Origin of the sequence: Streptomyces flaveus, assembly GCF_014647675.1 — a bacterium.
Lineage (GTDB): Bacteria > Actinomycetota > Actinomycetes > Streptomycetales > Streptomycetaceae > Streptomyces > Streptomyces flaveus.
In genome coordinates this window covers 1-14,081 of record NZ_BMPQ01000054.1, presented here as the reverse complement: position 1 = coordinate 14,081, position 14,081 = coordinate 1, and the positions used below count along the sequence as shown (strand labels likewise).

Here is a 14,081-nt window from a genome sequence, read left to right as displayed (position 1 = left end):
ATCCCCGTCAGCCGACCGGATCCGCCGGATGCGGTGCCACCAGCGGCAGCTGGGACGCCAACCGCTCCTCGCACAGCTCCACCAGCCGGTCGTACGCGGCCTTGCCCATCATCTCGATGAGCTCGGGCCGGTACGTGACGTACACCGGTTCGCCCGAGCCGTGCGCGGAGGTCGCCGACGTGCACCACCAGTGCAGGTCGTGGCCGCCCGGACCCCAGCCGCGGCGGTCGTACTCGCCGATCGAGATCTGGAGTACGCGCGTGTCGTCGGGCCGGTCGATCCAGTCGTACGTCCGTCGCACGGGCAGCTGCCAGCAGACGTCCGGCTTGGTCTCCAGGGGCTCGCGGCCCTCCTTGAGAGCCAGGATGTGCAGCGAGCAGCCCGCGCCTGCCTCGAAGCCGGGGCGATTCTGGAAGATGCACGAGCCCTGGTACGGCCGGGTCTGCCGGGAGCCCTCCTCGTCCTTCGAGACCCAGCCGGTCTCCATGCCGACGTCGTGGTTCTGCCAGATCTCCGGCGTGAGCCTCGCCACATGCCCTGCTACGCGCTTCTCGTCGTCCTCGTCCGAGAAATGGGCACCGAGCGAGCAGCACCCGTCGTCCGCGCGACCCGCCTGGATGCCCTGGCAGCCGCTGCCGAAGATGCAGTTCCAGCGTGAGGTCAGCCAGGTCAGATCGCAGCGGAACACCTGCTCGTCGTCGGCCGGATCCGGGAACTCCACCCACGCGCGCGCGAAGTCGAGCCCCTTCTCGTCCGGTTCGGACGCCGGGACAGCGGCCTTCTTCGGGAAGTTCTTGGATGAGTTCTTCGGAGCCTGTTTCGGGGGCTTCTTGGTCTTGCCGGGCGCCTTCGCCTGCGAAGAACCCTTGGCTGATGTGGCCGAGCCTGCCGATTTGTCGGTCTTCGCCTTTTTCGTCTTTGGCACGCGTCCAGGGTAAGTCGCCGGGAACCACTTCGGGGACCAGCAGGGGGCCCGCTCGCAGTAGCGTGCGTACATGAGACTCGGTGTCCTCGACGTGGGTTCGAACACGGTGCATCTGCTGGTGGTGGATGCACACCCTGGCGCGCGCCCGTTGCCCGCGCATTCGCACAAGGCGGAGCTGCGGCTCGCCCAACTCCTCGACGAGAACGGGTCGATCGGCCCCGAGGGCGTCGACAAACTGATCTCCGTCGTCCGGGAGGCGCTCGACGCGGCCGAGGACAAGGGCGTCGAGGACCTCCTGACGTTCGCGACCTCCGCCGTGCGCGAGGCGACCAACGCCGACGACGTACTGGAGCGGGTGCGCACCGAGACGGGCGTCGAACTCCAGGTCCTCACCGGCGCGGAGGAGGCCCGGCTCACCTTCCTCGCCGCCCGCCGCTGGTTCGGCTGGTCGGCCGGAAAGCTGCTGGTCATCGACATCGGCGGCGGCTCCCTGGAGATCGCGTACGGCATCGACGAGGAACCCGACGCGGCAGTGTCACTGCCGCTCGGCGCGGGCCGCCTGACGGCCGCCTGGCTGCCCGGCGACCCACCGGACCCCGCGGACGTCAAGGCACTGCGTCGGCATGTACGCGCCCAGATCGCCCGTACGGTCGGCGAGTTCAGCCGCTTCGGGGCCCCCGACCACGTGGTCGCCACCTCCAAGACGTTCCGCCAGCTCGCCCGCATCGCGGGAGCCGCCCGCTCGGCAGAGGGCCTCTACGTACAACGCGAACTCAAACGCAGGTCCCTGGAGGACTGGGTCCCCCAGCTGGCCACCATGACCACAGACCAACGCGCCGAACTCCCAGGCGTCTCCGAGGGCCGAGCAGGTCAACTCCCGGCAGGCGCCCTGGTGGCAGAGGCCGCGATGGACTTGTTCGGCGTGGAGACGCTGGAGATCTGCCCCTGGGCACTGAGGGAGGGCGTAATCCTCCGGCGCCTGGATCACATGGCTTCGGCGTAAGGGGGGCGGGCGCAGCCCTGCCAGGGGCGCGGGGAACTGCGCGACAAGCCACACACAACCCGCACCCGCCCACGGCGAATCCAGCAACGGCGATTAGGCGAACCGTACGACAAGCAACGGCACCCTTCGGCCAAGGCGAGCCGCCCCCGCACAACCGCCGGAGGCACCCCGTACTCTGTCCCTCGTGGCAGAACCAGTGGTCCGCATCCCGGATGCGAAGGTCGCGCTGTCGACGGCCTCTGTCTATCCGGAGTCGACAGCGACAGCCTTCGAGATCGCCGCGCGCCTCGGGTACGACGGGGTCGAAGTCATGGTGTGGACCGACCCGGTCAGCCAGGACATCGAGGCGCTGCGCAGGCTCAGCGACTACCACCAGATCCCGGTCCTGGCCGTCCACGCCCCCTGCCTGCTCATCACCCAGCGCGTCTGGTCCACCGACCCCTGGGTCAAGCTCCAGCGCGCCCGGTCCGCCGCCGAGAAGCTCGGCGCCTCCACGGTCGTCGTGCATCCGCCGTTCCGCTGGCAGCGCCAGTACGCCCGCGACTTCGTCACCGGGATCTGGCGGATGGCCAACGAGACGGACGTACGGTTCGCCGTCGAGAACATGTACCCCTGGCGCTACCGCGACCGCGAGATGCTCGCGTACGCCCCCGACTGGGACGTGACGAAGGACGACTACCGCCACTTCACGATCGACCTGAGCCACGCCTCCACGGCCCGCGCCGACACCATGCAGTTGCTCGACCGGATGGGCGACCGCCTCGGCCACGTCCACCTCGCCGACGGCCGGGGTTCGGCGAAGGACGAGCACCTCGTCCCGGGGCGCGGCGACCAGCCCTGCGCCGAGCTCCTGGAGCGGCTCGCCCTGAGCGGCTTCGACGGCCATGTCGTCATCGAGGTCAACACTCGCCGCGCCATGTCCAGCGCCGAACGTGAGGCCGACCTCGCCGAGGCCCTGGCCTTCACCCGGCTCCACCTCGCCTCGGCGCTGCGGGTCGCCGGCTCATGACCGACACGGCCCCCCGACGCCGCGGACGGCCCTCCCGTACGCAGTCGGCGGACGCCCCCGCGACACGTGACCGCATCCTGGCGGCGGCCCGTGAGGAGTTCTCTGAGCGCGGCTATGACAAGACGTCCGTACGCGGCATCGCCAAGACGGCCGGGGTCGACTCGGCGCTGGTGCATCACTACTTCGGCACCAAGGAGCAGGTCTTCGAGGCGTCCATCGAGGTCGCCTTCGGACCCGTCCTGAACGCCCCCGGCTCGATTGCCGAGGGCCCCCTCGACGGCGTCGGCGAGCGACTGGCCCGCTTCTTCTTCGGGGTCTGGGAGAACCCGGCGACGCGTACGCCACTGCTCGCGATCGTTCGCTCCGCCATGAACAACGAGGCCGCGGCCTCCGTCTTCCGCCGCCTCATCTCCGCCCAGGTGCTGCGCCGCGTCGCCAGGCAGCTCGATCTCCCGGACGCGGAGCTGCGCGCCGAGCTCGCGGCCGCCCAGCTCGTCGGGATCGCGCTGCTGCGGTACGTGATCAAGGTGGAGCCGCTGGCGTCCGCGGACCCGGAGGAGATCATCGCGCGTGTCGCGCCGGTGGTTCAGGGGCATCTGACGGGGCCCTGAACGAGGGGTCCTGACGAGTCTTTGTCACGGCCGCCGACCGAGACACACATCCCGTATCCCGGACGAGCCGTCGGGAACGCGGAGCACCGGCGTACGCTCGAAACCTGCCAGAACTCTCCGAAGGAGCGAGCGACGATGCCCGAGCTGAGGTCCCGCACAGTCACCCACGGCCGCAATATGGCGGGCGCCCGCGCCCTTATGCGCGCCTCCGGTGTACCGGGCGCGGACATCGGCCGGAAGCCCATCATCGCGGTCGCCAACTCCTTCACCGAGTTCGTGCCCGGCCACACCCACCTCCAGCCGGTCGGCCGGATCGTGAGCGAGGCCATCACGGCCGCCGGCGGCATCCCGCGCGAGTTCAACACGATCGCCGTCGACGACGGCATCGCGATGGGCCACGGCGGCATGCTGTACTCCCTGCCGTCCCGCGACCTGATCGCGGACAGCGTCGAGTACATGGTGGAAGCCCACTGCGCCGACGCCCTGATCTGCATCTCCAACTGCGACAAGATCACCCCGGGCATGCTCATGGCGGCGCTGCGCCTGAACATCCCGACGGTCTTCGTCTCCGGCGGCCCCATGGAGTCCGGCCGCGCGACGCTGGTCGACGGCACGGTCCGTACGCTCGACCTCATCGACGCGATCTCCGACGCGGTCAACGACAAGGTCTCGGACGAAGACATCCTCCGTATCGAGGAGAACGCCTGTCCGACCTGCGGTTCCTGCTCCGGCATGTTCACCGCCAACTCCATGAACTGCCTGACCGAGGCCATCGGCCTGTCCCTCCCCGGCAACGGCTCGGTCCTGGCCACGCACACGGCCCGCAAGGAGCTGTACGAGCGGGCCGGCGCCACCGTCGTCGAGCTGACCAAGCGCTACTACGACGAGGACGACGCCTCCGTCCTCCCGCGCGCCATCGCCACCCACGCGGCCTTCGAGAACGCCATGGCCCTCGACATCGCCATGGGCGGCTCCACCAACACGATCCTGCACCTGCTGGCCGCCGCCCAGGAGGCCGAGGCCGGCTACGACCTGAACGACATCGACGCCGTCTCCCGCCGCGTCCCCTGCCTCGCGAAGGTCGCGCCCAACGTCGCGGCGACGCGGACGTACTACATGGAGGACGTGCACCGCGCCGGCGGCATCCCCGCGATCCTCGGCGAGCTCTACCGCGGCGGCCTGCTGAACGAGGACGTCCACACCGTCCACAGCCCCTCCATCAAGGAGTGGCTGGACGCCTGGGACATCCGCAGCGGCTCGGCCTCGGAGGAGGCCATGGAGCTGTGGCACGCGGCCCCCGGCTGCAAGCGTTCCGCCGAGGCCTTCTCCCAGTCCGAGCGCTGGGAGGAGCTCGACACGGACGCGGCGAACGGCTGCATCCGCGATGTCGCCCACGCGTACTCGAAGGACGGCGGCCTGGCCGTCCTCAAGGGCAACCTCGCCGTGGACGGCTGCGTCGTGAAGACGGCCGGCGTCGACGCGTCGATCTGGACCTTCGAGGGCCCGGCAGTGGTCTGCGAGTCGCAGGAGGAGGCCGTCGAGAAGATCCTCGCCAAGCAGATCACCGAGGGCGACGTCATCGTCATCCGCTACGAGGGCCCCAAGGGCGGCCCCGGTATGCAGGAGATGCTGTACCCGACCTCGTACCTGAAGGGCCGCGGCCTCGGCAAGGCCTGCGCCCTCATCACCGACGGCCGCTTCTCCGGCGGCACCTCGGGCCTGTCGATCGGCCACGCCTCCCCGGAGGCGGCGTCCGGCGGCACCATCGCCCTGGTCCAGGACGGCGACCGCATCCGCATCGACATCCCGAACCGCACGATCGACCTGCTGGTCTCCGAAGAGGAGCTGGCCACCCGCCGTACGGCCCTGAACGGGACGTACGCCCCGAAGAACCGCACCCGAAAGGTCTCGGCGGCCCTGAAGGCGTACGCGGCGATGGCGACGAGCGCGGACAAGGGTGCCGTGCGGGACGTGTCCATGCTGGGCTGAGCCCTTGGTGAGTGAGCTTCGGTGAGGACCGCCTCCTGTTCGTCGGGGGCGGTCCTTCCGCTTGCTACCGGGCCGCGTGCGACCAGACCGACGGGTCGCGTCCGTCGACGGCGAACACGGAACCGTCGGGCGCGCCGGCGAACACACGGCCGTCGGCGATCACCGGCTCCGGGAGGGAGGCCGCGACCCGGTCGGAGTGCTTGCCCAGTCGTGGGGGCGTCTGGCCGAGGAGCTTGCCGCTGCGGGCGTCGACGGCGAGGAGCCGCCCGTCAGGGGCGCTGACGTACACATGCCGGTCGTCGGCGACCGGATCCGAGGTGCGGGAGGCGCCCGTTTCCAGCCGCCACAGCTGCCGGCGCGCCTTCATGTCGACGGCGACCAGCGTTCCGCCGGTACCGCTGAGGTGGACGACATCTCCGCGCACGGTGCCATGGGCCTGCTCGAGCGGTACGGGCAGGTCCACCCGCCGCGTCGCCCCGCTGGCCGGGGTGTAGCGGACGACGGCCTTCGTATCGCCGTACTCGGCATCGGTGGTGGCGAGGAAGACGGACCCGTCCGCCGTGCCGAGAAGTTCCTGGGACCCCTTCAGCCGCACGTCCCACCGCACCTCGCCCGTCCGCGGATCCACCGCCGTGATGTGCGTGTCCGTCCCGTCGTCGGACGTGCTCGTCGCGTAGGCGAGGGGGCCCCCGGCGAACGTGGTGAAGTACGGCGCGGCCTGCCCCGGAACCGGCCGGCTCCACTTCGTGTCGCCCGAGGCGCTGTCCACCCCGGTGACCGTCCCGTCGGCGCCCGTGAGCAGCAGCATGCCCCCGGCGCTCGCGATGCCGTTGTGCGCGGGCAGGTCCTGCTGCCTGCGGACCTTGCCGGAGACGGGGTCGAGCGCCGCCCTACGGCGCCCCAGGTCCAGCGAGGGCCACACGAGTCCGCCCGACAGAAGCGGCGGCCCGCTCGGCATCGTGTCGGCGACGGGATGCCGCCACAGCCGGCGTCCGTCGGACGGATCGAGAGCGAAGACCTGCCCGGTCTGCGCACACAGCAACTTCCCTGCTCCGTACGAGCATTGGGGGGCGCCTTGGGTTCCCTGGCCGCCGTCGCCGGAGGCCGGGTTCGCCTCCCAGGCGCTGAACCCGGCCGGCGCGGTCTGCGCGGCGTTGTTCTTCGGCGCCGGTGCCGGGCCCCCGGTGTCGACCAGTGTCACGGCGGCCAGGGCGCCGAGCGCGGTCAGGCCGAGGGCTCCGGCTGCGAGGGCGGTACGTCTGAACCGGTGCTTTCCGGGCTGCCGTACGGGCTCTTGGGCGGCGGCCTCCGCTGCCATCCGTACCGCTTCCGCAGCGGGCTCGCCGGGCTCTTCCGTACGTTCCTCACGAAGGGCCGCCGGTCCCGGCCCGTCCCTCACCGTCCGCTGTCCCGGTATGAACGCCTGCGTGTCGTACGAGGCCGACACCGACCGCAGTTCCCGCATCAACTCGTCGGGGGTCGGCCGGTCCTCGGGCTCCTTGGCCAGACAGCGCAGCACGAGCGGCGCGAGCTCCGCCGGTACGTCGGCCAGATCCGGCTCGTCGTGCACGACCTGGTAGGCGACGATGTACGGGCTGTCGGAGTCGAACGGCCCGCGCCCGGTCGCCGCGTGCACCATCACCGACCCGAGCGCGAAGATGTCGGCGGCAGGCCCGACCTCGCGCGGCCGCCGGAACTGCTCCGGCGCCATGAAGGGCGGCGTACCGATCAACTTGCCGGTCTCGGTGCGCAGTTCGCTGTCCTTCGGCCGGGAGATACCGAAGTCGATGACCTTCGGCCCGTCCTCGGCGAGCAGCACATTGCTCGGCTTCAGATCCCGGTGCACCACCCCGACACGGTGAATGTCACGCAGCGCCTCCGCGAGCCCGGCCATCACACGGCGCAACTGCGCCGGAGGCATGGACCCGTTCCGCTTCACCTCGTCGGACAGGGTCGGGCCCGGGATGAACAGCGTGGCCATCCAGGGCCGTTCGGCCTCGGGGTCGGCATCGACGACCGGCGCGGTGAAGGCGCCGCTGACCTTGCGCGCCGCAGCCACCTCCTGCCGGAAACGCCCCCGGAACTCGCGGTCCTTGGCGTACCGCGCGTGCACCACCTTCACGGCGACCTTCATCCCGGAAGTACTCCGGGCCAGATGTACGACCCCCATGCCCCCCGAACCCAGGCAGGACTCCAGCCGGTAGTGACCGGCGTACTCGGGAAGTTCCGCTTCCGCGCCCGCTCCCGCGTCCTGCTGTGGCGCCATGGGAAACACCCCCGTGCTGATCGTCCGCGCGCGCGAAGCACGGAGCCTAGTCGATGGAGTCTTACGAGGCTGAGGTGACTTGTTGGTCTCCGCGTGCGAGTTGTGCACATATGTTTCATAGCGTGATTCAGGGGAATCAACGGGACCCCATGACAGGCATGGGGCTCAACGGGGGAGGTTTTGCATGTCAGTTGACCGTGCTGAAGAGGTGGCGGGCAGCGACGAGACGGGCGATGTCACCGCGGCGGTGCGCTATTACTCGGTCGCGCCCGGCTACCGGGTCAACGTCCGCAGCGGTCCCGGCACCGGCTACCGCATCGTCCGGGTCCTGCCGGAGGGGGCGCGTGTGCCCATCCACTGCCAGACGCCGGGCACACGGGTCACAGGCCCGTACGGCACGTCGAACATCTGGGACAACATCGACAGCGGCGAGTACATCTCGGACACGTACGTGAACACCGGCAGCGACGGCTACGTAGCACCGCGCTGCTCCTGAACCCGGCGGAGCCCGCGGCAGCTCCGGAGCCATAATCAGACGCGTGAGCGCAGAGAACGGCACCCCGGACACCAGCACCGCGGGCTCCCAGGGTTCCCCGGACACCACCACGGGATCCACGGGCCCCACGGCCGGCACCACCGGCCCCCGCCCCGAACCCATCCGCTTCTTCGGCACGACCTGGCTGAACCACGACCACGGCTACGCCGCCCGCCGTGTCGCCGCAGCCGCTGGCTCGCTGGCCGCGGCTGCCGCCGCCTGCCTGGTCCTCCGCCTCACCTACGAGGGCCTGCGGATCTCCGAGACCGGAGGCATCGTCACGCTCCTCATGGTCGTGATGTTCACGATCTGCAGCGCGCTGGCCTTCCGTCACACCTGGGACGGCTTCACCCGCCGCCCCGACCCCGACCGCCAGGCCTCCCTCCGCGGCCTGCTGGCCGTGGGCTTCCTCGGCTCCCTCCTCGCCTATTTCTTCCGCACCCTCATCGAGGCCCCCGGCGAAAAACTCCACCGCGAGGAATACGAGACGGCCCGCAAGCAGTACGAGAAACGCACCACGCGCCGCTCGGGCAACCCGAAGAAACGCCGCCGCTCCTGAGCAGGTTCGCCGGCTCGCCGAAGTCCGGCGCGGTACAGCCCCCTTCAGGGCCGCGGGGCTGTGGACAGCCCGCAGCTTTCGCTGACCAGCCACCGTCCCTCCACCTCTCACTCTCACCGGAATCTCACTGTCAGCTGCACCTATCTCCGGCCACCATGGCCCTATGGCCACGACACCCCCGCCACAGCCCCCTGCTCCCCACGCCACCCGAGCCCACTCCTTCAACGCCGCCGCGGCCCAGTACGCCGCCAACCGCCCCTCCTACCCGCCCGCCCTCTTCGACGCGATCGAAGACCTGGCAGGCCACCCCCTTGCCGGCTCCCACGTCGCGGACATCGGCGCCGGCACCGGCATAGCGACCGCCCTGCTGCACGCCCGCGGCGCCGACGTCGTCGCCGTAGAGCCCGGCGACGGCATGGCAGCCCAGTTCCGCCACGCCCTCCCCGACGTCCCGATCATCCGCGGCAACGGCAACACTCTCCCCTTCACCGACGCCTCCCTCGACTTCCTCACCTACGCCCAGTCCTGGCACTGGACCGACCCCGCCCAGTCCGTCCCGGAGGCCATGCGCGTCCTGCGCCCCGGCGGCGCGTTGGCCCTGTGGTGGAACACCAGCGCCCTCGACGTGCCGTGGATCGGCGAGCAGCAGCTGCGGATCCAGCAGCACTTCGACGTAGACGCCGCCGGTTGGAAGAAAGCCGTGCGCGACTCCGGCGTGGCCGACCCCTCCGGGCGCCTCGACTTCGCGCACCGCCGGGTCCGCTGGAGCCGCCGCGTCCCGGTCGACACGCAACTGGCCAACATCGGCAGCCACTCGGCCTTCCTGGTCCGGGGCGAGGAGTACAGCCGCACCTTCCTCACCGAGGAGCGGGTTCGCCTGCTGGCCGTCTTCCCGGACGGGATCGTGCAGGAGGTCTACGACGTAGAGCTGCTGGTCGCCACCACCTTCTGAACACCCCCTCGCCCCACCACGACCACCGACCGTCATCGGCCCCCTCACGCCTCCTCGGCGCTTGACGCCGTACCCTCACCGGAGCATTATTCATCACATGATGAATTACTCTTCGGTTCGATCCGAACCTCCCGACAACCCCGCCGTCCGAGCCGAGGCCCTGAACGTCGTACGCGGCATCCGCCAAGTACTCCGCGACCTCGACTTCACCGTCCCGCGCGGCCAGGTCACCGGCCTCCTCGGCCCCTCCGGCTGCGGCAAGTCGACCCTGATGCGCGCGATCGTCGGCACCCAGGCCAAGGTCACCGGCACCCTCGACGTCCTCGACCGCCCCGCCGGCCACCCCACCCTCCGCACCCGCATCGGCTACGTCACCCAAGCCCCCTCCGTCTACGACGATCTGACGATCCGCCAGAACCTCGACTACTTCGCCGCGATCCTGGACCCCGGCCGCGGCTCCGCCGAGCGACGGCACACGAACGTCACCCACGCCATCGCCGACGTCGACCTCACCAGCCACGCCGACGCCCTGGCCGGCAACCTCTCCGGCGGCCAGCGCAGCCGCGTCTCCCTGGCCGTGGCCCTCCTCGGCACCCCCGAACTCCTGGTCCTCGACGAGCCCACGGTCGGCCTGGACCCCGTACTCCGCCGTGACCTGTGGAACCTCTTCCACTCCATCGCCGCAGAGCGCGGCGCCACCCTCCTGATCTCCTCCCACGTCATGGACGAAGCCGAGCGCTGCCACCGCCTCCTCCTCATGCGCGAGGGCGAGATCCTCGCCGACGACACCCCCGACGCCCTGCGCCACCGCACCGACTCCGAGACGGTCGAGGCAGCCTTCCTGCACCTGGTGGACGAGGCGGTCGCGGCGGGCCGCAAGAAGGAGACGACGCGATGAGCACGACGACGAGCACGTCCACGACGATGGCGCCCGCCCCGACGAGCGCGCTGAACGCCTCCCGCACCATCGCCACCGCGGCCCGGGTCCTGCGCCAACTCCGCCACGACCCGCGCACCATCGCGCTGATGATCCTCATCCCGTGCGTGATGCTGTTCCTGCTGCGCTACGTCTTCGACGGCAGCCAGCGCACCTTCGACAACATCGGCGCCTCCCTCCTCGGCATCTTCCCGCTGATCACGATGTTCCTGGTGACCTCCATCGCCACCCTCCGCGAACGCACCTCCGGCACCCTGGAACGTCTCCTCGCCATGCCCCTCGGCAAGGCCGACCTCATCGCGGGCTACGCCCTCGCCTTCGGCGCCCTCGCCATCGTCCAGTCCGCCCTCGCCACCGGTCTCGCCGTCTGGGCCCTGGGTCTCGACGTCACGGGCTCGGCCTGGCTCCTCCTGCTCGTGGCTCTCCTCGACGCGCTACTGGGCACGGCCCTCGGCCTCTTCGTCTCGGCCTTCGCGTCCTCGGAATTCCAGGCCGTGCAGTTCATGCCGGCGGTGATCTTCCCCCAGCTCCTGCTCTGCGGCCTCTTCACTCCCCGTCCCAACATGCACCCCGTCCTCGAAGGCATCTCCAACGTCCTCCCCATGTCCTACGCCGTCGACGGCATGAACGAAGTCCTCATGCACACCGACGTCACCGCCGACTTCATCCGCGACGTCCTGATCGTCGCCGCCTGCGCCCTCCTGGTCCTCACCCTCGGCGCCGCAACCCTCCGCCGCCGCACGGCCTAGCGCCCCGGCCCAAGGGCGCCGGCCCGGGGTTGCCCCGCATCCCGCCCAGCGGACACGGCGGTCCACCCCGCGACCCCGGTGCGAGGATGGGCCCTGGACGACGTACCCCCGCCCGGAGGGCAACCGAACATGACCCAGAAAGTCGCAGTGCTCGGCACCGGCAAGATCGGCGAAGCCCTGCTCAGCGGAATGATCCGAGCCGGCTGGTCCCCCGCCGACCTCCTGGTCACCGCACGCCGCCCGGAGCGAGCCGAAGAGCTCCGCACCCGCTACGGCGTCACCCCGGTCACCAACCCCGAGGCAGCCAAGACCGCCGACACCCTGATCCTCACGGTCAAGCCCCAGGACATGGGCACCCTCCTCGTCGAACTGGCCCCACACGTCCCCGCCGACCGCCTGGTCATCAGCGGTGCGGCGGGAATCCCCACCTCCTTCTTCGAGGAGCGCCTCGCCCAGGACACCCCTGTCGTCCGCGTCATGACGAACACCCCCGCCCTCGTCGACGAGGCCATGTCCGTCATCTCCGCCGGCAGCCACGCCACCGCCGAGCACCTTGCCCACGCCGAGGAGATCTTCGGCGCCGTCGGCAAGACGCTCCGCGTCCCCGAGTCCCAGCAGGACGCCTGCACCGCCCTCTCCGGCTCGGGACCGGCGTACTTCTTCTACCTGGTCGAGGCCATGACCGACGCGGGCATCCTCCTCGGCCTGCCCCGCGAAAAGGCACACGACCTCATCGTCCAGTCCGCGATCGGCGCCGCCGTGATGCTCCGCGACAGCGGCGAACACCCCGTGAAACTCCGCGAGAACGTCACCTCCCCCGCAGGCACCACGATCAACGCGATCCGCGAACTGGAGAACCACGGCGTACGAGCCGCCCTCATCGCCGCAATCGAGGCAGCCCGCGACCGCGGCCGCGAGCTGGCATCCGGCAACGGCTAGAAGACCCGGGGCCGGGCCCGATCCCGGCCCCGGCGCTCTTCAAGCAGGTGGCAGCAACCCGATCGCCCGGTACGCCGCGTCCACCCACGGCCTCGCCATCTCTCTGGCCTTCTCCGCACCATCCCGCAACACCCCCTCCACGTACGCAGGATCCGCGCACAACTCCCTGTGCCTCTCCTGTACGGGCCTGAGGAGCTCGACCACGGCCTCGGCGGTGTCCTTCTTCAAAGATCCGTACGACTCATATACACCGGCCAGGCCTTCGGGGTTCCCACCTTCACAGGCCGCGAGGATTTCCAGCAGATTCGAGACCCCGGGCCGCCCCTCCCGGTCGTACACGACGTCCTGCCCGCTGTCGGTCACCGCCCGCATGATCTTCTTCCGGATCACCTCCGGCTCATCGAGCAGATAGACGATCCCCGGCCCGACATCCTCGGACTTCCCCATCTTCGACGTCGGCTCCTGCAGGTTCATCACCCGCGCCGCCACCACCGGACGCGTGGCCCGCGGCACCACGAACGTATGCCCGTACCGCTGGTTGAACCGCACCGCCAGATCCCGCGCCAGCTCTACATGCTGCGTCTGGTCGTCCCCGACCGGCACCTCATCCGTCCCGTACGCCAGGATGTCCGCCGCCATCAGTACGGGATACGTCAGCAGCGACAGCCGTACGCTCCCACCCCGCGTCCGCTCACGCGCGGCCTTCTCCTTGTACTGGATCATCCGCCGCATCTCCCCGTCCGAAGCGACGCACTCCAGCAGATACGACAGCCGCGCGTGCTCATCCACATGACTCTGTACGAAGACAGTGCACAGCTTGGGATCGAGCCCCGAGGCCAGCAACAGCGTGGCCGCTTGTCGACTGAGCCTGCGCACCCGCCCGGGATCGTGCTCCACGGTCAGCGCGTGCAAGTCGACGACACAGAACAGCGCATCGGCGCGGTTCTGATCGACATCGGCCCAACGCCGTACGGCTCCCAAGTAGTTCCCCAGCGTCAGATGCCCCGTCGGCTTGACTCCACTGAAGATCCGCGTCATCTCTCCACCTCCTGATCAGGACCGCCGCGGCCCGTCGGCCGAGCTCTCCAGGAGGGAGAAACGAGAACGGCCGCCGAGGCGGCGGCCGTTGAGTACATACGTGAGCACGGCCGCCCTCAGGCGGCCCACCACAGCTGGGTGCACGCATGCGTCGTCATACGCCTGAGGCTACCTCTCCCGAGTGTTCTCCGCCGCCAAGTTGACACGCCCGAACCCGCTCCGTACTGTTCTCCGAGTTGTCCGACGTGAGCGCTGACTTCGGTCAGTCCCCGGACGGCCATTCCGCAGTAAGCACCTAACGATCGACGATCCGTCGTCGGCTCGTTTTCATGCGCGTTTGCGAAATGAGGAATCCGCGTTCGAAAGAGCGCGACCCCGATTAGCTCGGGGCCGGAGATTCCGCTAAAGTCTCACTCGTCGGAACGGCCCGAACAGCCGTGAAGACAGCCCACTTTCGACGGGGAATCGGGCTCGAAAGGGTCTGGTAGAGTCGGAGACGCAAGACCGAAGGGGAGCCCGGAGGAAAGCCGCGAGAGAGTCTCTCGGGTGAGTACGAAGGAAGCGTCCGT

13 protein-coding genes are annotated in these 14,081 nt (G+C 69.9%); 10 read left to right on the top strand and 3 right to left on the bottom strand.

Annotated elements, in window-relative coordinates:
- Window positions 1-7: 7 nt before the first annotated feature.
- Window positions 8-925, bottom strand: a complete 918-nt coding sequence (locus tag IEZ21_RS44965; protein WP_033328356.1) for a DUF3109 family protein — start codon at window positions 923-925, stop codon at window positions 8-10.
- Between the two features lie 70 nt (window positions 926-995).
- Between IEZ21_RS44965 and IEZ21_RS44960 the strand changes: the two genes are divergently transcribed.
- From IEZ21_RS44960 to ilvD, 4 genes are all read left to right on the top strand, one after another.
- Entirely contained in the window at window positions 996-1,928 is a 933-nt protein-coding gene (locus tag IEZ21_RS44960; protein ID WP_033328338.1) for a Ppx/GppA family phosphatase, read from the top strand.
- 184 nt (window positions 1,929-2,112) lie between these two features.
- A complete protein-coding gene (locus tag IEZ21_RS44955; RefSeq protein WP_033328339.1) occupies window positions 2,113-2,937 on the top strand; it encodes a sugar phosphate isomerase/epimerase family protein in 825 nt (274 codons plus the stop codon).
- Window positions 2,934-3,548, top strand: coding sequence for a TetR/AcrR family transcriptional regulator (locus IEZ21_RS44950; protein ID WP_189327592.1), 615 nt, complete (start codon window positions 2,934-2,936; stop codon window positions 3,546-3,548). Before IEZ21_RS44955 ends, IEZ21_RS44950 begins: the two co-directional genes overlap by 4 nt.
- 135 nt (window positions 3,549-3,683) lie before the next feature.
- On the top strand, window positions 3,684-5,537 hold the full coding sequence (gene ilvD, locus IEZ21_RS44945; RefSeq protein ID WP_189327591.1) for a dihydroxy-acid dehydratase: 1,854 nt from the start codon (window positions 3,684-3,686) through the stop codon (window positions 5,535-5,537).
- Between the two features lie 64 nt (window positions 5,538-5,601).
- Here ilvD and IEZ21_RS44940 read toward each other — a convergent pair whose 3' ends face one another.
- Window positions 5,602-7,803: a protein kinase domain-containing protein gene (locus tag IEZ21_RS44940; RefSeq protein WP_189327590.1), complete on the bottom strand. Its 2,202-nt coding sequence runs from the start codon at window positions 7,801-7,803 to the stop codon at window positions 5,602-5,604.
- Between the two features lie 184 nt (window positions 7,804-7,987).
- Between IEZ21_RS44940 and IEZ21_RS44935 the strand changes: the two genes are divergently transcribed.
- From IEZ21_RS44935 to proC, 6 genes are all read left to right on the top strand, one after another.
- A complete protein-coding gene (locus IEZ21_RS44935) occupies window positions 7,988-8,299 on the top strand; it encodes an SH3 domain-containing protein (protein ID WP_189327589.1) in 312 nt (103 codons plus the stop codon).
- Window positions 8,300-8,342: 43 nt separating this feature from the next.
- Window positions 8,343-8,897: an EamA/RhaT family transporter gene (locus tag IEZ21_RS44930; RefSeq protein WP_189327588.1), complete on the top strand. Its 555-nt coding sequence runs from the start codon at window positions 8,343-8,345 to the stop codon at window positions 8,895-8,897.
- A gap of 163 nt (window positions 8,898-9,060) precedes the next feature.
- Window positions 9,061-9,849, top strand: a complete 789-nt coding sequence (locus IEZ21_RS44925; protein ID WP_189327587.1) for a class I SAM-dependent methyltransferase — start codon at window positions 9,061-9,063, stop codon at window positions 9,847-9,849.
- Window positions 9,850-9,946: 97 nt separating this feature from the next.
- On the top strand, window positions 9,947-10,747 hold the full coding sequence (locus tag IEZ21_RS44920) for an ABC transporter ATP-binding protein (RefSeq protein ID WP_189327586.1): 801 nt from the start codon (window positions 9,947-9,949) through the stop codon (window positions 10,745-10,747).
- The gene (locus IEZ21_RS44915) at window positions 10,744-11,535 is read left to right on the top strand and encodes an ABC transporter permease (RefSeq protein ID WP_189327585.1); all 792 of its coding nucleotides are present in this window, start codon (window positions 10,744-10,746) and stop codon (window positions 11,533-11,535) included. The genes IEZ21_RS44920 and IEZ21_RS44915 overlap by 4 nt, the downstream gene beginning before the upstream one ends.
- Before the next feature lie 129 nt (window positions 11,536-11,664).
- A complete protein-coding gene (proC, locus tag IEZ21_RS44910) occupies window positions 11,665-12,474 on the top strand; it encodes a pyrroline-5-carboxylate reductase (RefSeq protein ID WP_033328348.1) in 810 nt (269 codons plus the stop codon).
- 39 nt (window positions 12,475-12,513) lie between these two features.
- Here proC and trpS read toward each other — a convergent pair whose 3' ends face one another.
- Complete coding sequence (gene trpS, locus IEZ21_RS44905; RefSeq protein WP_189327584.1) at window positions 12,514-13,512, bottom strand: tryptophan--tRNA ligase; 999 nt, start codon at window positions 13,510-13,512, stop codon at window positions 12,514-12,516.
- Window positions 13,513-14,081: the final 569 nt, after the last annotated feature.

Bases quoted from the DNA above. Each gene is read 5' to 3' on its own strand.
- ilvD (WP_189327591.1), top strand. From the start codon at position 3,684: ATGCCCGAGCTGAGGTCCCGCACAGTCACCCACGGCCGCAATATGGCG.
- IEZ21_RS44915 (WP_189327585.1), top strand. From the start codon at position 10,744: ATGAGCACGACGACGAGCACGTCCACGACGATGGCGCCCGCCCCGACG.
- IEZ21_RS44935 (WP_189327589.1), top strand. From the start codon at position 7,988: ATGTCAGTTGACCGTGCTGAAGAGGTGGCGGGCAGCGACGAGACGGGC.
- IEZ21_RS44950 (WP_189327592.1), top strand. From the start codon at position 2,934: ATGACCGACACGGCCCCCCGACGCCGCGGACGGCCCTCCCGTACGCAG.
- IEZ21_RS44960 (WP_033328338.1), top strand. From the start codon at position 996: ATGAGACTCGGTGTCCTCGACGTGGGTTCGAACACGGTGCATCTGCTG.
- IEZ21_RS44940 (WP_189327590.1), bottom strand. From the start codon at position 7,803: ATGGCGCCACAGCAGGACGCGGGAGCGGGCGCGGAAGCGGAACTTCCC.
- IEZ21_RS44925 (WP_189327587.1), top strand. From the start codon at position 9,061: ATGGCCACGACACCCCCGCCACAGCCCCCTGCTCCCCACGCCACCCGA.
- trpS (WP_189327584.1), bottom strand. From the start codon at position 13,512: ATGACGCGGATCTTCAGTGGAGTCAAGCCGACGGGGCATCTGACGCTG.
- IEZ21_RS44920 (WP_189327586.1), top strand. From the start codon at position 9,947: ATGATGAATTACTCTTCGGTTCGATCCGAACCTCCCGACAACCCCGCC.
- proC (WP_033328348.1), top strand. From the start codon at position 11,665: ATGACCCAGAAAGTCGCAGTGCTCGGCACCGGCAAGATCGGCGAAGCC.